Here is an 18,699-nt window from a genome sequence, read left to right as displayed (position 1 = left end):
CCCAGTTGTCGATCATTTCGCTAAACTTTGCCAAGGTAAAACTAGCATATCGCCAAAGGACACATGTTCAGATCCAAGCACAATTCCTACCGCACTTTTTAGTAACTGCAAGATTGGCTCTGCAATATGGATACCCATTACAAACATTAACAACAATAGTATGGCCATTGCCGCCAAAGAGACTTTACTGACTTCGCCAGCTTCCACATTATCGGGTTGTTTACCAAGTACTGTTTTTAATAGCATTAAGGCAAGTCCTGCAAGCACGATGGTAAGTAAAATTAAGCATAAAATAACTAACCAAGTTTTACCCGCTGTAATCCCTGCGACCACAACACTAAATTCACTCACAAATACGTTAAATGGAGGGATACCACCCAATGCCAACGCACCACCTGCGAAAAGCACCGCACTCACTGGTGCAACACGCCATAATCCACGCACTTGATTCATATCACGAGTTTTATATTTCAATAGAATATTACCCGATGCACAGAACAATAAAGTTTTCGCAAGACTGTGGTTGATGGTGTGAAGTAAACCTGCAAATACCCCAATTGGGCCACCAAGACCGAAAGCAAAGCTAATTAAGCCCATATTTTCGATACTTGAGTAAGCAAGCAAACGTTTAATATCAAATTGCACGATGATAAATAACGCCGCCACAAGCACTGAAAGTAAACCAAAGATCAACATTAAAGTTTGTGGAAATTCTGCGCCAACTGCTTTTGAAACCAATGTGTAGTAACGCAATACCACAAGCATTGCACAGTTTAATAACACTGCTGATAAAATTGCACTCACTGGGCTTGGTGCTTCACTGTGTGCGTCTGATAACCAAGTATGCATTGGAAATAGACCGCACTTCGTGCCGAAACCAATCAATACGAAAGCGAATGCGATATACATCAACATTGGGTTTAAACCAGTGGCTTGTTGATTCACTGCTGACCAAAAAATCGCTTGGCTTGGATCGGCAAGCACGCCATTTGCATTAGCAAAGGTTAAAAGTGTGCCGTATAAACCGAAGGCAACGCCCACAGAACAGATGATGATGTATTTCCACGCGGCTTCAAGGGATGTTTTTTGTTTGTAAGTACCGACCAAAAACGCAGAGCTTAATGTTGTCGCTTCAATGGCAACCCACATTAAAATTAAGTTATTGGTGATAACTGACACAATCATCGTAAAGAAGAACAAGTGTAAGAAACCGTGGTAATGAGCATAGGTTTTAAAATCAATATGCCCTTCTTCCAATTCTGTGTTCATATAACCGATAGAATACACCCCAGCAAGTGAACCCACGACAGCAATTAAGCCTAAGAAAATGGCAGAAAGACTATCAACATACACCCAGTTGTTAAATGCACTGATACTGCCTTTTTCCAACACGCCAGAAATGACCTGTACAGAAAAGAACAACATCAAAATTAACCCGGTAATATGGAATGCGGTACAAACTGTCCGATTTTTTGTTCCGCGTAGTGCAAAGCTTTCAAAAGCGATGACTAAAGGTGCGACTAATAACGCAATTATCCATTGTTCATACATAGCGTTACCCCTTCAAACTCATAAGTTGTTTAGCATCAACAGTGTTGAAAGTGCGGTAAATTTTATTCACCAACACCACCATAATGATGACCGCAAAAATCGCATCGGTGGCAATGCCGATTTCAACTAGTTCTGGCGCATTGTTGGCAAGTAAAGCCAACGTTAAATGCGCACCGTTTTCCATTAAACAATAACCGAAAACTTGTTTCACAATATTGCGTTGGCTCACAATACACACTAAACCTAAAAGGAAGTGGCTAAGTGATACTGACAACGCTGGTTTTAAATGTTCAACTAACGGTAAGTTCACTGGAATGACAACAAAGTAACATAAGCAAACGATGATAGATGTGATCGGGATCAACCAAGCGACATTCATTCCTGCAGGAGTTTGACTTTCGTCAATTTTTCGTAAAGAAAAGATTAAAATTCCTGGCACTAATAATACTTTCGTGATGAATGCACTAATGGACCACATATAAAGTTCGTGAGCTTGCATTTCAAATGCCAAATAAACGAATAACACCACCAATACAAGAGACTGTAAGCCATAGCACAACGCGGATTTTTTTGCGGTTTTTGCCATAATGACACAAAGCGATGTAATGATGAGTAAACTCGCTAATACATTGATCATTAACATAATTCTCTCCTTAACCCGCAAGACCTAACCAATAGGCAGCGATAAAGCTAGAACACACAGACATCACCATTAAAATCACTAAAACAAATGTCATAGAGAATGGCAATGGTTGCGCATTTTGCACGTCTTCAGATGGTTTACCGATAACACATTGACCAAATTTATAAAGCAACCAAACAAATGTTGCAGTAGATTCAATCAACGCAATCACCATTAACCAAGTTACCCATGAATATTCTTGCCCGAGGTCGAAACCTGCGGCAAACAATGGGAATTTGCTGAAGAAACCGTTAAATGGTGGCACACCTGCAATAGCCAACGCAGCAATACCAAATCCTGTACCAACAACAGGCATGGTGCGCATAATCCCTTGTAAACGAGGCATTGAACGTGTACCTGTGGCATAACTCAATGAACCCGCAACCAAGAAGAATAAGCTTTTCGCAAAGGCGTGGTTAAAGATATAAGCAATCGCTGCAACAAAAGCTAATTTAGAACCTAATGCTGCAAGAGAAAGCCCAATGAAAATGTAAGAAAGTTGAGTAATAGTTGAATACGCAAGTAAGCGTTTTAAATCAGCTTGTGGCAAGTACATTAAGAAACCATAAATCAATGTAATCATTGCCATCACAATTCCCACTTCACCCACAATGTGCGGAATTTCACCAGCAGACATCACGGAACGAGCGAAAATATAGACACCCACTTTTACCATTGATGCCGCGTGCAAATACGCACTGACTGGTGTTGGTGCTTCCATCGCATTTGGTAACCAAATTTGCATTGGAAGTTGTGCTGATTTACCCCATGCGGCAAACATCACACCAAACAACACGATGGTTTTCGCTTCTGGCGCAAGATGTTCTAACGCGGTGATAGAGAATGTGCCAGATTGGCTAAATAAATAAGCGGCGGCAAGATATAAACCTAATGAACCTACGTGAGTGATAATCAACGCTTTCATCGCAGCCGCCATTGCTTTTTGGCTTTGATAATAGCTGATTAATGCCCAAGAACATCCCCCTGTGATTTCAAAGAAAAGCAGCTGACCCGCTAAAGTTGATGAATACACCAAGCCTGCCATTGCACCAATGAAAATCAATAAGAAAGCATAAAAACGAGGTAATCCGTTATGCGGATGTTCACGGTTTTTATCAGTTAAGTAGCCACAAGAATATAAGCAAATTAAGAAACCTAAACCCACAACGGTAAAGGCAATTAATGTACTCACTGCATCTAAGGTCACGCCGAAGATTGCGGTATCACCAAATTTGACTAAATCATAGGTGACAGATTGTGTGCCATTTGCATACCACTGCCCCGCCACAGCAAGTGTGCCAAGGGTAGCAAGTGCGGCAAAAATTGTGGCAATTTTGGGGAAAGATTGTTTGTTCAACCCCACAATAAATGCACCGACAAACGGCAAAATGATTGTAATTAGTGCTAAACGTTCCATATTTCCTCCTTACAATCCTGTGAAGTAAAACACAAACGCCAACACTGAAATGCCGAAACCGACCACAGTTAAACGTCCTGTTAGCATAAAGCGGGTACGAGCCAATGTGTTTTCAAACACACATGCGGCGATAAATACCACGAGTAATTTCACAAAGAAAGAAACGATGCCTAAAATGACCGCACTTACTGTGAACTCTTGTGCTGCACCGAATGGGAAAAGCACGCTCACAAAGATAGAGGCAACCACCATTGATTTTAAACTCAAACCGACTTTCAATAAGGCGAAAGAAGGGCCTGAATATTCAGTAAGTGGGCCTTCTTGAAGTTCTTGTTCTGCTTCTGCCAAGTCAAATGGAATTTTGCCCATTTCAATAAAGATCGCAAAAGCAGCGGCAACTAAGGCAATCACCGTTGCAACGGGATATTGCCAAGGTTGGCTAGAAAGTGCGGTGCTAATCACTGCAAAATTTGTAGAACCTGCAATTAAAGCAATCACAATGAATGCCAACATTAAGATGGGTTCAACAAGTACGCCTAATGTCACTTCACGGCTTGCACCTAAACTTGAGAAAGTACTGTTGGAATCCAAACCCGCAATTGAGAAGAAAAAGCGGAACAACGCGAACAAATAAATAACGGTGATTAAATCACTGCCTGCCCCAAACGGTGAGTGATGAGTAAACATGGGTAAACTCATCGCAACCACCATGACTGTGCTAATTAACACATAAGGCATAACACGAGATACCCAACCCGCATTATCTGGCCAAATGTTTTGACGAGTCATTAATTTAGCAATGTCGCGATAATCTTGTAACAAGCCCGGGCCACGACGAGATTGAATACGAGCCCGAATCATCCGTGAAATGCCTGAAAAGAGCGGTGCCAAAGCAAGAAGAATTAACGCTTGCACAATGGCTAAAAGGAACATTCCAGCGGAAGTGGAAATTTCTGAAGGTAATGAAATCATAATTTCCTCCTACATCAACGCAATGGAAAGTAATAATACAACCAAGGCAATCACGAAGTACACGCAATAAACGCGGAAGTCGCCTTGTTGTAGCCATTGAATTTTACGACCTAACCATGGGATAAAATGCGCAATCGGCATTGTTACTTTTTCTTCCCAGAATGGTTCTGTTTTGGTCGCACCTGAAATTAATGCATTGATACCTTTTGCACCAGCAGGCGCAGGATCAAGCACTTGACGCAAGGTATAAAGTGGTTTGAAGATAATACGAAGCGGACGAGTAAAACTACCCGCAGAGGCTGCCATATCCATTTCGTAAGCATAACCACAAGCCCAAGGATTGCCTTTTGCACGATCTGCCATACGATTGCCTTTGGTGTAAGCGTAATACATAAACGGCAACACAAAGAATGCAATCAACATAATGCTCACCATTGGTGTAGAAAGTGCCGTATTCGGTGTATTGCTTGCTACCACTACGCCATTTTCTGCTAAATTAAGCATTTCATTATGAGAAAGTGCAGTTGCAATATTGGCAATTATTGGAGTAACAACAGAAGCGCCCACGCCTAAAAGTACGCAGAATAATGCCAAGATTGCCATTGCAATCACCATTGGTTTCGGTACTTCGCGTGCATGTGCTGCTTTTTCGCTGCGTGGTGCACCGCCAAAGCTAATACCATACACTTTCACGAAACAAAGTGCGGCAAGCGCACCAGTTAAGGCAAGCATAATGATTGCAACAGGGCCAGCGATACGTAATACCACATCATTGTGTTGGCTTAGGCTGAATAAAGATTGATAAGTAAACCATTCACTCACAAAACCGTTAAACGGTGGTAATGCAGAAATTGCCATGGTACCAATCAAGAAACAGAAAGCAGTAAATGGCATTAATTTACCAAGTCCGCCCATTAAATCCATATCTTTTGAATGTAAACGGTACATCACAGAACCAGCGCCCAAGAACAATAAGCCTTTGAATACTGCATGGTTAAGTAAGTGATATAAACCGCCAAGTAAACCGACAATAGCAAGTACAGGGTTATGGATTGCCATACCAATCATACCGACACCCACACCCATCATAATAATGCCGATGTTTTCTACGGTGTGATACGCCAAAAGTTTTTTGATGTCATGTTCTGCTAAGGCATAAAGTACACCAAGCACAGAAGAAACTGCGCCAAAAGCAAGCACAATCACACCAAACCACATATTGTGTGCGCCAAGTAGATCAATACCAACTTTAATAATCCCAAAGATACCGATCTTAACCATTACGCCAGACATCATTGCAGAAGCATGAGAAGGCGCAGCTGGGTGAGCTTTTGGTAGCCAGCTATGTAATGGAATCATCCCTGCTTTTGCACCGAAACCAAGAAATGCCAAGATAAATACCGTAAAGGCTAAAGGCATTGAAAGCTCAGTGTGGCGGAAGGCTTCAAATTCAAAGCTACCTGCGTAGCAATAGAAAATAAAGAAAGCGATCATAATCAACACAGAACCTGCGTGAGCAATGAAGAAATACAATAAGCCCGCATTGGTTGCGTTGTCATCTTGTTCGGTGAGTACTAAGAAGTAAGATGCCAAAGACATCATTTCAAAGAATACTAAAAAGTAGAAAGCGTTATCGCTGGTGACTAAAGCAACCATTGAGGCAATAAACAAATTCATAAAGAAGCCCATCGTGCCAGCGCCTTTACCAATGTATTCTTTCACATAAGAAAAGGAATAAAGTGCGGTGATAATAACCATTAAAGAAATTACACACACCATAAACGCAGCTAATCCGTCAATACGGATTGAAAATTGGGCGAAGTCGAAAGGGGTTGAAAACACATCAACGACCGTATCGTTGCTGATAAGCACGGGAATGCAGGCAACAATGCCTAACAAGCCACCAAGTACACCGGTCACGCCGGATATATTGATTGAAAGTTGTTCATTTTTTCGCATAGCGAGAGAAATAAACGCACCAACGACATAAATCAACAAGGACGTGATGAGTAAACTGATTGAAGAACTCATAATTTCACTCCATTGATTAACGAGTAAACAAACAATAAACTTTTATCTTGGCACGACAGGAGAACCCATCATTGCCATTTCGCGTTTTTTGCGATTTGCTTGTTCGATACTCTCATCACTAATTAAAAATAAAGTTTTGGTTGGGCAAGTTTGCATACAAGCAGGACCTTCTTCACGGAAATAGCAAAGGTCGCATTTCACTGCGATAGCTTTTACACCTGGTTCCCATGCAAGCATATTGTGAACATCGGTATTATTTGGTGCAGTGCGAATATCACGTTTTACCGCATCAGTGAAAGAAAAACTGTCATAATGGTTTGGTGCATCTAATGGTGCGCTACCATGTTGTGTAATCGCCCCAAATGGACAAGCGATAGCACAAAGTTTACAGCCAATGCATAAACTTTCATTGAGTTGAATGGTGTCATTATCATGCTTTATCGCGTGCACAGGACATACTGTAGCACAAGGTGAATCATCACAATGACGACATAAGATCGGCACAGTAATATCGTCGTTGCGCATTACTTGTAACCGCGGAAAGGATTGTAATCCAAAAGCTTTGTGTACTTCGCTGCAAGCAGCCATACAGGTATTGCATCCAATGCAATCTTTCGGATCACCTATAACAAAACGGTTCATATTTTCCCCCAAATTATAATAGATAGAAACAGAAAGTAAGTGGAGGGCATTACACCCAAACGTCCAATAACCACTCTGGAAATAAGGATACTCCTTCGGAGTTACCCAGACTAGAGTAAAACAATTGTTTTATTGACTGAGATCATAAATTTTTTCGATTTTTTAATGCGTAAAATAATTATTGAGATTGACTCTTATTTCCATAGGTTATGATTGTAAGCAATTGAATTAATTAGCATTATAATTATTAATGGAATGTTAAAATGCTGTTGATAATGTTTCATTTAGGTCGATACTTAAATGTGAAATTGTGGCAATTTTAAGTTTAATTTACGATATAATCTTAAATTAAACTGATTTTATCTTTACTTCTTATCTATTTTTTAGTTTAATTTACTATGCAATCTTAAATTAAACTTAATTTTCATCATGTCAGATTTTTATTCACGTCAAATACAACCTTTATTGCAAACTTTGATAAAACAATTTCCAGCAATTCTCATTACTGGCCCACGCCAAGTAGGAAAATCCACGTTGTTACAGCATATCAGCAAAGAACATCAATATATTACCTTTGATGATCCTATCTTACTCGATCAAGCACGTAACGAACCAACCCTATTTATGCTCAACCATCAAGGCAAATTAATCCTTGATGAAGTACAATATGCGCCTGAATTATTTTCCTGTTTAAAACTTGCCATTGATAAACAAAAAATCAATGGGCTCTTTTTGCTCTCTGGCTCACAAGCTTTTCAACTGATGCAAAATGTTACCGAAACCTTAGCGGGTCGTATTGCAGTATTAAAATTACAAGGATTTTCTCTGCGTGAAATTCAAGATGTGGTGTTTTATTCGCCTTTTCTGCCCAATATGGATTATCTCAACACGCGCGAAAGACTTATTAAACCTGTAGAAAATATTTGGCAAATTATCCACCAAGGCTATATGCCACGCCTATATCAACAAGAAACCAGCTGGGATATTTATTATGCATCCTATGTTTCCACCTATATTGAACGAGACGTACGCGCACTCACCAATATCACCAACATCACTGATTTCACGCGATTTATGATCGCTATCGCCGCACGAAGTGGTGAATTACTAAATTACAGCAATGTTGCGCAAGAAGTTGGTGTTTCCGTTGATACCATTAAACGCTGGACGACAATTCTCGAAACATCAGGCATCATTTATCTGCTTCAGCCGTATCACAACAATCATCTAAAACGTGCAATCAAAACTCCGAAAGTTTATATGATGGATACTGGTTTAATGGCTTGGTTAACTAAATGGTTGACACCGGAAACTATTCAACAAGGGGCAAAGAGCAGTCAATTTTTTGAGACTTTTGTAGTAAGTGAAGTCATTAAATCTTTCTACAATAACGGCATTGAGCCACCTATTTATTTTTATCGCGATACCAATCAAAAAGAAATCGATCTTTTGATTGAACATAATCGCACACTCTACCCCATCGAAATTAAGACTACTGCCAGCCCCAACAAGAAAATGACAAAAGCCTTTGGTATTTTGAAAGATAATCTCCCGCCCGATGAAATCCAAATAGGGAACGGCGTGATTATTAATCAATATCCGCAAAAATTATGGCTTGCAGAAGATTTGGTGGCATTGCCAGTGTGGTGGATTTAAAAATAACAAATTTTGACAAAGATCAGATTTCACTTTTCTATTTCAAGTTACTATAAATACACTCAATATCACATCAGGAAAAATGATGAAAGGAATCGAATTACGTATAAAAGGAAAAGTACAAGGCGTGGGATTTCGCCCGTTTGTATGGCTTATAGCCAATGAATATGGATTAAAAGGCGATGTCAATAATGATGGCCAAGGCGTACTCATCCGTTTTATCGAACCAGAGGAAAAGAGTCTTACTGCTTTTCTACAGGACTTACAGACAAAACTTCCTCCTTTAGCATTAATTACGGATATCCAACAGCAAGAAAAATATTGGGAGGATTTACCGCACTTTTCAGAATTTGTTATCCGTGAAAGTGAAAATAATGACATGGATACACAAATTGTACCTGATGCGGCAACCTGTTCTGCTTGTATCGCTGATTTGTTTGACACTCAAAATCGCCGCTATCACTACCCTTTTACAAATTGTACTCACTGTGGCCCACGTTTTACGATCATAAAAAAAATCCCTTACGATCGTAAAAATACTTCTATGTCTGATTTTCCATTTTGCCCTGATTGTGAACATGAATACAAAAATCCCGCAGATCGTCGTTTTCATGCCCAACCTAACGCTTGTAACGTTTGTGGGCCACACATTTGGTTACAAGATCAATATCAACAACTTTCAATACATGAAAATGCGCTAAAACAAACTGCTGATTTACTCAAAAAAGGTAAAATTATTGCGATAAAAGGCATTGGTGGTTTCCATTTAGCCTGTGATGCACAAGCTTTTCATACCGTTCAATTATTACGTGAACGTAAACATCGACCTAGCAAGCCACTTGCCGTAATGGTGCCTAGTTTAGATTTTCTACAAAACCTAACGCCAGCTGAAATTAAATTACTCACTAGCACAGCAGCACCAATCGTCTTATTAAATAAATATAAAGTGCCTAATTTAGCAGAAAATATTGCCCCTAATCTAAATGAAATCGGCATTATGTTACCAAGTAATCCATTACAACATTTACTTTTACGAGAGATAAATCAACCACTTGTGATGACGTCTGCCAATCCGAGTGGAGAACCGCCCGTACTAGACAACCAAAATGCGGTAAAAAAATTAAGTCATTTGGCTGATTTCTATCTTTGCCATAATCGTGATATTTTACAACGCGCAGATGATAGTTTAGTTCGTGTAGCCTTTGACGGTGTGGAAACCTTACGTAGAGCAAGAGGATATGTACCCGATGAAATTGTCCTAAATACCCAAAATGAAAAAAATATTTTGGCATTGGGTTCCGATCTTAAAAATACCTTTTGCCTACTTAAACAAAATAAAGCCATTGTCAGCCAACATATTGGCGACACAGCGAATGAACTGATACAACAACAATTAGAAAATAACATTGATTTATTTTGTCAGATTTATCAATTTAAACCAGATTTAATTGCGATTGATGCTCATACTGGCTACTTTTCATCAAAAGTAGGCAAAAATCTGGCAAAAAAATTTTCTATTCCTTATGTCACCGTCTTACATCATCATGCACATATTACAGCCGTATTAGCCGAACATCATTGCAAGGAAAAAGCTATTGGCATCGCATTAGACGGTATTGGTATGGGCGCGAATGGACAACTTTGGGGCGGAGAATGTTTGCTTATAGAGGGAGAAACTTGCCAACATCTTGGTGGATTACCTGCCGTAGCTTTACCTGGCGGTGATCTTGCAGCAACCCAACCTTGGCGTAATTGGATCGCCCATTTACAACAGTTTGTTCCTCATTGGCAGACATTTGCAACAAAAACTTGCTCTCATTTACCTTGGGAGCCCCTCACCAATGCGATTCAACGAAAACTTAACTCACCACTTATCTCATCAGCAGGAAGATTATTTGATGCGGTCGCCTATGGTTTAGGGATTACAGAGACTAAACTCTCTTGGGAAGGAGAGGCGGCTTGCCATTTAGAAGCGCTTGCTACACAATCTGATTTTATTAAAGAAAACAAAAGCACGATGAATATTCCCGTTAAAATGGCAATTAAAGATAATCAATTAGATTTATCAACTTTCTGGCAAAGCTGGCTTGCTTACGACACGTCTAAAGCTAATAAAGCCTTTGCTTTCCATTATGCCTTAGCACAAGGCTTTTCAGAATTAGCGCGGAAACAAGCCCTATATCACCATTGTAAAACTATCGTACTTTCTGGTGGCGTGATGCATAATCAACTATTACGCAAACTATTAAAAGAAAATTTAGCAGAATTTAATGTGTTAAGTGCCCATCAATACCCTATGGGCGATGGCGGGTTGAGTTTAGGGCAAACAATGATAGCCGCAAATTTATCTGACTAATAAAAAACGCGTGGAATACTAAACACGCGCTTTTATTATCAAATATACCAGTAATACTATTTCACATGACAGCTTATAGCCGTTTCGACATAAGCAATTATCTGAGTGGCAATATCAATCCCGCTTGTTTTTTCAATCATTTCTAAGCCTGGGCTTGCATTTACTTCTAAAACCAATAATCCATTTTTTGAATGAATTAAATCCACGCCAGCTACATCTAAACCGATGGCTTTTGTTGCTCTAATGGCTATCTGTTTCTCGTCATCGCTTAGGGTAATTTTTTCGGTTTTTCCGCCACGATGGCAATTTGCCCGAAACTCACCATCTTGTCCAATTCTCTGCATCGTTGCCACGACTTGATCACCAATCACAAAACAACGAATATCTGCATTGCCCGCTTCTTCGATAAAATCTTGCTGCAACATAGATATATTGGTTTGTTTAAAAGCTTCCATAATGCTCACCGCACTTTGTGGTTTTTCAGCCAAAATCACCCCTATTCCTTGTGAACCATTTAGCGTTTTTAAAATTGTCGGCGAACTGATATGAGGTGTCGTCGCCTGAGCTTGCACTTCACTGCCACTTAAAAGTGAATTGGGAACAGGAACACCAGCATTCAGCAAAAGTTGCAAACTTTTCCATTTATTACGCGCATTTAAAAATGCCTGAGATGAATTTAAACAAAAAGTCCCTTTGCCTTCAAAATGCTGTAAGACTGAGCATCCCATTTGCGTACTCGTTGTACCAAATCGAGGTAAAATGGCATCATAATCAGGCAATAAATAAGGTTTCGACTCGGAATTTTCTTGATAAAAAATCTGAAAGTGCGGTGGATTTTGTGAGAGTTTTAAGAGACATCGACTCGGATCTAAAATATCCATCTCATGCCCTTGGCGTTTAGCAGCTTCTTTTAAGCGTTGGCAACTGTAAAGACGAGGTTCGCGGCAAAGCATTAGTAATTTCATAATATTTAACTCATTGTCTACGATGTTCCGTATATTACACGAATAAAAACACTTTATGTATACGATAAAAATCAGGTAGAATTGCCTAGAATTTTTAACTCAAAAAAGGAAATCTTATGTTCGTTGTTATTTTTGGTCGTCCTGGCTGCCCTTACTGTGTGCGTGCAAAAAACCTTGCTGAAAAATTAAAAGGCGAAGTTGCTGATTTTGACTATCGTTATGTGGATATTCATGCTGAAGGCATTACTAAAGAAGATTTATCAAAATCTGTTGGTAAACCAGTAGAAACCGTACCACAAATCTTTATTGATGAAAAACCAATCGGTGGTTGCACTGATTTTGAAGCATTAATGAAAGAACAATTTGGTATCGTTGCTTAATTTTTTTTAATTTACAAAAAAGCCACTTTTAATCGAAAGTGGCTTTTTTCATAGAAGAGTTTTAACCGTTATAACGTTTAAAAATTAATGTTGCATTCGTACCACCAAAACCAAAGCTATTTGACATTACAGTTTGTAATCCCGCATTTTCTTTCGTCTCAGTAACGATGTTGCAACCTTCAGCGGCTTCATCTAAGGTTTCGATATTAATGCTTGGTGCAATAAAGTCATTATCGAGCATTAATAACGTGTAAATTGCTTCGTGTGCACCTGCAGCCCCTAAAGAGTGACCGGTCATTGATTTAGTTGAAGAAATCGCTGGGATTTTATCGCCAAATACATTTTTGATTGCACCTAATTCTTTCACGTCACCTACTGGTGTAGATGTGCCATGTACGTTGATGTAATCAATTGGGGTATCTACAGTTGCCATTGCTTGTTTCATACAACGCTCTGCACCTTCACCGCTTGGAGCAACCATATCGTAACCATCAGAAGTTGCGCCATAACCTACAATTTCAGCGTAGATTTTTGCACCGCGAGCAAGTGCATGTTCTAATTCTTCCACAACTACAACTGCACCACCACCAGCAATCACGAAACCGTCACGGTTTGCGTCATAAGCACGAGATGCTTTTTCTGGCATTTCATTGTATTTAGTTGAAACTGCACCCATTGCATCAAATTCAGTAGCACATTCCCAAGATAATTCTTCTGCACCACCAGCAAAAACGACATCTTGTTTGCCTAATTGAATTAACTCAACCGCATGACCAATACAATGTGCAGAGGTTGCACAAGCTGAACTGATTGAATAGTTCACACCACGGATTTTATAAGGGGTGGCTAAACAAGCAGAAACACTTGATGCCATGGTTTTCGTTACAGCGTAAGGACCAATCGCTTTTACACCGCGAGGGCCACGTACCGCATCACACGCCACTAACTGGTTATGTGCAGAACCCGTACCCGCACCAATCACTAAACCGGTACGATCATTAGAAACTTGATCTTCTGTTAAGCCAGAATCTTCAATCGCTTCACGCATAGAAAGATAAGCATAAGCCGCTGCATCACCCATAAAACGGAACACTTTACGATCAATGTGCTCGCTTGGGTTTAATTTGATTGTTCCGGCAACATGGCTACGCATATTCATTTCTACAAACTCAGGCACAACTTCAATACCTGATTTCCCTGCTTTTAATGAAGCCAATACTTCTTCTTTATTGTTACCGATACTTGAAATAATCCCAAAGCCTGTAATTACAGCTCTTCTCATTGCTTCTTCCTTATTGTTTTATATGTAAAAATAACGGCTCAAAATTACTACGAAATAAAAATATTTCAAGCAATAATTCATTTGTTCGACCAGTTTAGAAAATCGCGTTATTATACGTAAATTTCATTAGGCAAGGAAGGAATAAAAAATGACCTTTAGTGTCCAACATGCTGAGATTCACTTCAATCAAAACCATATTCCCGTCTCAGATCAATTCGATGATGTCTATTTTTCTAACGAAAATGGATTAGCAGAAACAGATTATATTTTTCTACAAGGTAATCAACTTTGGGAACGTTGGATGACCCACAAAGAAGCCAATTTTGTTATCGCAGAAACAGGATTTGGTACAGGATTAAATTTCTTTGCGGCAACCCAATTATTCCGTGAATTTCGCCAGCAACATGAGAATCATCCTTTAAAATGCCTAAATTTTATTTCCTTTGAAAAATATCCGCTAAAAATTACCGCACTTTCGCAAGCGCATCTTGCCTATCCTCAGTTTGAAGATTTAAGCGTTCATTTGCAACATTATTGGCCTTCATTGATTCTCGGTTGCCATCGTATCCATTTTGGAGAGACAACATTAGATTTATGGTTTGGTGATGTATCAGAAAACTTGCCACAACTTGGCGATTATATGAATGAACGTATTGATGCTTGGTTTTTAGATGGCTTTGCGCCAAGCAAAAATCCTGAAATGTGGAATGATGATCTCTATAACCTGATGTTCCGTTTCACGAAACCCAATGGTTCTTTTGCCACCTTCACTGCAGCAAGTGCGGTCAGAAAAGGACTTGAATCCGCTGGTTTTAATGTGACAAAACGTAAAGGCTTCGGCAAGAAACGAGAATGCTTAAGTGGGCTAAAAATACAATCAAAATCTACCGCACTTTCTACACCTTGGTATCTCGCTCAGCCTGCGAAAATGGAAAAACAAGATGTCGCTATTATCGGCGGAGGTGTTGCTTCTCTTTGTACTACCATTTCCTTAGTTAAACGAGGGGCAAAAGTCACTATTTATTGTGAAGATGACGCGCTCGCACTTAATGCCTCAGGCAATAAACAAGGCGCATTTTATCCGCAACTTAGCGATGATAATGCGCTCACCGTTGATTTTTACCTGCACGCTTTCAGTTACGGTCGCCAATTACTTGATTGGGCAATCGCACAAAACATAGCGTTTGAACACGAATTTTGTGGCGTGGCACTATGTGCTTACAACGAAAAAAGTGCGGTCAAATTAACAAAGATTTCTCAACTTGGTTTGCCGAGTGAAATATTCCAAATGCTAAATGCTGAACAATTCAGTGAAAAAGTGGGATTACCGCTTAATTGCGAAGGCGGTTGGATTGAACAAGGGGCTTGGCTTGCACCAAGACAATTTGTTCAAAATGCCTTTTCATTTCTTGAAAAACAGGGTGTCGTCATTAAAACCTCACAAAAAATTACCGCACTTTCTCAACAAGAAAAAGGCTGGGAACTAGAAAATACGCAAGGTCAAAAATACTGCCATGAAGTCATCATTCTTGCGAACGGATATAAAATTACTGATTTTGTTCAAACAGAAAAGCTACCGCTCTACCCTATCCGCGGGCAAGTCAGCCAAATTCCAACATCAGAAAACTTACTCAAACTGAAATCAGTGCTTTGTTATGATGGCTATCTTACTCCAGCCGATCAATTAAAAACCTCACATTGCATCGGCGCAAGCCATGTTCGTGATAATGTTGATCGCCATTTTAGCGAACAAGAACAACAAGAAAATCAACAAAAACTCCAACAAAATATCGCCCAATCTTGGACGCAGGATGTGGATACATCAGGCAATCTCGCTCGTGTAGGAATCCGCTGCTCTGTAAGAGATCTTGCCCCAATGGTTGGAAACGTACCCCATTTTGAACAGCAACAAGCGGATTATTACAATTTATTCAACCTCCGCCGTCGTAAACAACCTATTCAAAGTGCGGCCAATTTTCAGAATCTTTTCTTAACGGCAGCCTTAGGTTCTCGTGGGCTTACCTCCGCTCCACTCTTAGGTGAAACCTTAGCTTCAATCATTTATGGCGAGCCATTGCCTATAAGCGAAGCTATATTACATAATCTTTCAGCTAACCGAGCTTGGGTGAGAAAATGGTTGAAAGGAAGTGTCGTGAAATAATTTTACTTCAAAAAAATAACAGCACAGGTATTAAACTTGTGCTGTTAACATAATAAACGTAAATTTTACTTCACGCTTCCACAATTCAAACAATACAAATATTGTCCTTTAGGATCATTAAATTTAGTTAATACATTCAATTCTTTTTGTAATTTTTGAATTGGAGCTGGTATCCCTATCCAGCTAGAAAAAGCACGTTGCGTTGTTTTTTTCGTATCGTGTAATAATGTCTTTACAAAACTATTGCTATCATCATCTATCAACCATTCTACGCTAAAAGATTCCATTGCTTTTTCTTGACGTTGATTCACTAATTGTTCAGCTTTATTGATTGCTTCATTAAAAGAACCAATCTCATCCACTAAACCATTTTGGAATGCATCACTGCCTAACCAAACCTGACCTTGAGCAAGTTTATCTACTTGTGTTTTTGAAATTTGACGGCCTTTGCTGACAATTTCCAAAAATCTGTCATAACCATGCTCAATTTCTGTTTGATAAATATCTTGCACAGGTTTTGCTAACGGAGAAAAAGCTGATGTATTGGCTAATTCAGTAGTTGAAACGCCATCAGCATTCACTCCTATTTTCTTAATGCTATTTTCAAAAGTTGGGAACATCGCAAAAATACCAATAGAACCCGTAATGGTGTTTGCATCGGCAATGATATAATCTGAAGTAGATGAAATCCAATAACCACCCGACGCGGCCATTGCTCCCATAGATACGATAACAGGTTTACCAATTTTCTGTAAATTTTCAGCCTCTTGTCGAATAATTTCCGAAGCGAATGCACTTCCACCTGGAGAATTAACGCGTAAAATCACCGCTTTTACAGCTTTATCGTCATAAGCTTTTCGTAAAAGACGCGCAATGGTATCTCCTCCGACATTTTCTTCATCACTTTCCCCATCAATAATCGTGCCCTCCACATTCACTACGGCAATTTTATTTGGCGAATTATCCTGTGGTGTTAAACGATCAGGGAATTGTGTTAAATAATCATCAAATGCGACTAAATTAGCTTCCCCATCTGCATTTTTGCCAAAAAGTGCGGTTAATTTTTTCTCTAAATCAAAACGTGTTGTCAAATGGGTCACCAAACCACGTTTTTGCGCATAGCGTGTCGAATCCCCTTTCAATGTTTTCAATTCAGCTAAATATTGTTTCGCCGCAGGCAACAGTTCATTTGATTTAATATGACGATTTTCGCTTACCATTGAGGTATAGTGATTCCACATTAAATTTAACCAGCGCTGCATATTCGTTTTTGCCTCAACTGACATATCGTTGCGCATAAAAGGTTCTACTGCTGATTTATAAGTTCCTACGCGGAAAATATGTGGTGTCACTGCCAATTTATCGAGCATATCTTTAAAATATAAATTCTCTTGCGCCAGACCATGGATATCCACCTGACCAATTGTATTAAGATAAATCTCGTTCGCAAAGCTGGCTAGATAATATTGCCCCTGAGTATAATTATCTGCATAAGCAATAACAGGTTTTCCACTTTCTTTAAAGCGATTAATCATTGCACCAATAAAATCTAAAGCAGGTAAATCAGCTCCTTCAAAATGATTAAGATCGAGCACTAATCCTTTAATTTGAGGATCCTGTTGCGCATACTCAATCGCTGACACAACATCAAATGTTGAAATTTTTCTTGGTACATACTCACCGTTCAATTCACTTAACGCATCTTGCCAACGAAGTGTGTCATCACGATTATCCGCTAAATAACCATCTAAATTTAGCAATAAGCCGCCTTCCTCTGTTAATGTTGTAGATTTTTTTCCACCACTTGAAAAGCTAATAATCGCCATTAGCAATAGGACAAAACCTAGAAACACCACATTCATCACGAGATCACGAATGAAACACAGCGCTTTCCAACATAATTTTAATACTCGAAACATACGAATTACCTTTAAAAAATTTGCGCTAGCGTATCACAAAGCCTTGTCAAAAACTATGCTATAATCTACCGCACTTTTATTGACAGAGAATAATACAATGAATGCACTTACCCTCTTAACCACAAGAAAATCAAATAAAAAATTAACCGCACCAGCGCCCAATGCTGAACAATTAGAACAAATTTTTCAAGCAGCAATGCGTGCACCTGATCATGGAAAATTACATCCTTATCATTTTATTGTAATGGAAAACGAGAGCTTAAATAAATTAGAAACGCTACTTAAAGCTGCCGTTGTAGAATTTGATTTGGGTGAAGAAAAATTAAAGAAAGCTGAAAATTTAGCACATCGCGCACCTATGGTGATTGGTGTCGTAGCAAAGGTCGATCCAACTATCGCTAAAGTACCTGGATGGGAACAAATGTTAAGTGCTGGCTGTGCAACTTATGGATTACAACTGGCTGCACAAGCACAAGGATTTGATAATGTATGGATTTCAGGGAAATGGGTTAATGGCACTGCATTACGAGAAGCTTTCGGATGTCGTGAACAAGATCGAGTGATTGCGTTAGTCATGATTGGCACGGGCATAGAGAAAGCAGAACGCGAATACCGTGTTATCGAGACAAAAGATTTTGTAAGCTATCTATAAAACATTTCTTGCCTTCTTCGAAACTCTGAGGAA

Annotated in this window: 14 protein-coding genes; 5 read left to right on the top strand and 9 right to left on the bottom strand. The window is 39.4% G+C overall.

Annotated features, from left to right (window positions below):
• Nucleotides 1-12: 12 nt before the first annotated feature.
• The 6 genes from FE813_RS07985 to FE813_RS07960 are packed head-to-tail and all read right to left on the bottom strand — an operon-like array spanning nucleotide 13 to nucleotide 7,295.
• Nucleotides 13-1,551: a hydrogenase 4 subunit F gene (locus FE813_RS07985; protein ID WP_005636980.1), complete on the bottom strand. Its 1,539-nt coding sequence runs from the start codon at nucleotides 1,549-1,551 to the stop codon at nucleotides 13-15.
• Nucleotides 1,552-1,555: 4 nt separating this feature from the next.
• On the bottom strand, nucleotides 1,556-2,194 hold the full coding sequence (gene hyfE, locus FE813_RS07980) for a hydrogenase 4 membrane subunit (RefSeq protein WP_005626080.1): 639 nt from the start codon (nucleotides 2,192-2,194) through the stop codon (nucleotides 1,556-1,558).
• Nucleotides 2,195-2,204: 10 nt separating this feature from the next.
• Nucleotides 2,205-3,650 (bottom strand): hydrogenase 4 subunit D, encoded by a 1,446-nt coding sequence (locus FE813_RS07975; protein WP_139990147.1) that lies wholly within the window; start codon nucleotides 3,648-3,650, stop codon nucleotides 2,205-2,207.
• A 9-nt stretch (nucleotides 3,651-3,659) separates the two neighbouring features.
• Entirely contained in the window at nucleotides 3,660-4,622 is a 963-nt protein-coding gene (locus FE813_RS07970) for a respiratory chain complex I subunit 1 family protein (RefSeq protein ID WP_005631964.1), read from the bottom strand.
• Between the two features lie 9 nt (nucleotides 4,623-4,631).
• Nucleotides 4,632-6,653: a hydrogenase 4 subunit B gene (gene hyfB / locus FE813_RS07965; RefSeq protein ID WP_139990146.1), complete on the bottom strand. Its 2,022-nt coding sequence runs from the start codon at nucleotides 6,651-6,653 to the stop codon at nucleotides 4,632-4,634.
• 42 nt (nucleotides 6,654-6,695) lie between these two features.
• Complete coding sequence (locus FE813_RS07960; RefSeq protein ID WP_046938549.1) at nucleotides 6,696-7,295, bottom strand: 4Fe-4S dicluster domain-containing protein; 600 nt, start codon at nucleotides 7,293-7,295, stop codon at nucleotides 6,696-6,698.
• A 429-nt stretch (nucleotides 7,296-7,724) separates the two neighbouring features.
• Here FE813_RS07960 and FE813_RS07955 point away from each other — a divergent pair, with 429 nt between their 5' ends.
• Together FE813_RS07955 and hypF are read left to right on the top strand one after the other, a co-directional pair.
• Nucleotides 7,725-8,951 carry an ATP-binding protein gene (locus tag FE813_RS07955; protein WP_139990145.1) on the top strand — a complete coding sequence of 409 codons (1,227 nt, stop codon included), beginning with the start codon at nucleotides 7,725-7,727 and terminating at the stop codon, nucleotides 8,949-8,951.
• A gap of 85 nt (nucleotides 8,952-9,036) precedes the next feature.
• Nucleotides 9,037-11,307: a carbamoyltransferase HypF gene (hypF, locus tag FE813_RS07950; RefSeq protein ID WP_139990144.1), complete on the top strand. Its 2,271-nt coding sequence runs from the start codon at nucleotides 9,037-9,039 to the stop codon at nucleotides 11,305-11,307.
• Between the two features lie 56 nt (nucleotides 11,308-11,363).
• Here hypF and FE813_RS07945 read toward each other — a convergent pair whose 3' ends face one another.
• The gene (locus FE813_RS07945) at nucleotides 11,364-12,272 is read right to left on the bottom strand and encodes a RimK family alpha-L-glutamate ligase (RefSeq protein ID WP_139990143.1); all 909 of its coding nucleotides are present in this window, start codon (nucleotides 12,270-12,272) and stop codon (nucleotides 11,364-11,366) included.
• Between the two features lie 116 nt (nucleotides 12,273-12,388).
• Here FE813_RS07945 and FE813_RS07940 point away from each other — a divergent pair, with 116 nt between their 5' ends.
• The gene (locus tag FE813_RS07940) at nucleotides 12,389-12,652 is read left to right on the top strand and encodes a GrxA family glutaredoxin (protein ID WP_005628952.1); all 264 of its coding nucleotides are present in this window, start codon (nucleotides 12,389-12,391) and stop codon (nucleotides 12,650-12,652) included.
• Nucleotides 12,653-12,713: 61 nt separating this feature from the next.
• On the opposite strand, the gene fabB is transcribed toward FE813_RS07940, so the two are convergent.
• The gene (fabB, locus tag FE813_RS07935; RefSeq protein ID WP_065265005.1) at nucleotides 12,714-13,934 is read right to left on the bottom strand and encodes a beta-ketoacyl-ACP synthase I; all 1,221 of its coding nucleotides are present in this window, start codon (nucleotides 13,932-13,934) and stop codon (nucleotides 12,714-12,716) included.
• A gap of 148 nt (nucleotides 13,935-14,082) precedes the next feature.
• Between fabB and mnmC the strand changes: the two genes are divergently transcribed.
• Nucleotides 14,083-16,095, top strand: a complete 2,013-nt coding sequence (mnmC, locus tag FE813_RS07930; RefSeq protein WP_065265006.1) for a bifunctional tRNA (5-methylaminomethyl-2-thiouridine)(34)-methyltransferase MnmC2/FAD-dependent 5-carboxymethylaminomethyl-2-thiouridine(34) oxidoreductase MnmC1 — start codon at nucleotides 14,083-14,085, stop codon at nucleotides 16,093-16,095.
• A gap of 65 nt (nucleotides 16,096-16,160) precedes the next feature.
• Here mnmC and sppA read toward each other — a convergent pair whose 3' ends face one another.
• Nucleotides 16,161-18,014: a signal peptide peptidase SppA gene (sppA, locus tag FE813_RS07925; RefSeq protein ID WP_139990142.1), complete on the bottom strand. Its 1,854-nt coding sequence runs from the start codon at nucleotides 18,012-18,014 to the stop codon at nucleotides 16,161-16,163.
• A gap of 97 nt (nucleotides 18,015-18,111) precedes the next feature.
• On the opposite strand from sppA, the gene FE813_RS07920 reads away from it, so the two are divergent.
• Complete coding sequence (locus tag FE813_RS07920; RefSeq protein ID WP_139990141.1) at nucleotides 18,112-18,666, top strand: NAD(P)H nitroreductase; 555 nt, start codon at nucleotides 18,112-18,114, stop codon at nucleotides 18,664-18,666.
• The last annotated feature ends 33 nt before the right edge of the window (nucleotides 18,667-18,699 follow it).

Origin of the sequence: Haemophilus seminalis, from assembly GCF_006384255.1 — a bacterium.
GTDB lineage: Bacteria > Pseudomonadota > Gammaproteobacteria > Enterobacterales > Pasteurellaceae > Haemophilus > Haemophilus seminalis.
This window is presented reverse-complemented; position numbering and strand designations above follow the sequence as displayed.

Bases quoted from the DNA above. Each gene is read 5' to 3' on its own strand.
- FE813_RS07920 (WP_139990141.1), top strand. From the start codon at position 18,112: ATGAATGCACTTACCCTCTTAACCACAAGAAAATCAAATAAAAAATTA.
- FE813_RS07975 (WP_139990147.1), bottom strand. From the start codon at position 3,650: ATGGAACGTTTAGCACTAATTACAATCATTTTGCCGTTTGTCGGTGCA.
- hyfB (WP_139990146.1), bottom strand. From the start codon at position 6,653: ATGAGTTCTTCAATCAGTTTACTCATCACGTCCTTGTTGATTTATGTC.
- FE813_RS07960 (WP_046938549.1), bottom strand. From the start codon at position 7,295: ATGAACCGTTTTGTTATAGGTGATCCGAAAGATTGCATTGGATGCAAT.
- hypF (WP_139990144.1), top strand. From the start codon at position 9,037: ATGAAAGGAATCGAATTACGTATAAAAGGAAAAGTACAAGGCGTGGGA.
- sppA (WP_139990142.1), bottom strand. From the start codon at position 18,014: ATGTTTCGAGTATTAAAATTATGTTGGAAAGCGCTGTGTTTCATTCGT.
- FE813_RS07985 (WP_005636980.1), bottom strand. From the start codon at position 1,551: ATGTATGAACAATGGATAATTGCGTTATTAGTCGCACCTTTAGTCATC.
- mnmC (WP_065265006.1), top strand. From the start codon at position 14,083: ATGACCTTTAGTGTCCAACATGCTGAGATTCACTTCAATCAAAACCAT.
- fabB (WP_065265005.1), bottom strand. From the start codon at position 13,934: ATGAGAAGAGCTGTAATTACAGGCTTTGGGATTATTTCAAGTATCGGT.
- FE813_RS07970 (WP_005631964.1), bottom strand. From the start codon at position 4,622: ATGATTTCATTACCTTCAGAAATTTCCACTTCCGCTGGAATGTTCCTT.
- FE813_RS07940 (WP_005628952.1), top strand. From the start codon at position 12,389: ATGTTCGTTGTTATTTTTGGTCGTCCTGGCTGCCCTTACTGTGTGCGT.
- FE813_RS07945 (WP_139990143.1), bottom strand. From the start codon at position 12,272: ATGAAATTACTAATGCTTTGCCGCGAACCTCGTCTTTACAGTTGCCAA.
- FE813_RS07955 (WP_139990145.1), top strand. From the start codon at position 7,725: ATGTCAGATTTTTATTCACGTCAAATACAACCTTTATTGCAAACTTTG.
- hyfE (WP_005626080.1), bottom strand. From the start codon at position 2,194: ATGTTAATGATCAATGTATTAGCGAGTTTACTCATCATTACATCGCTT.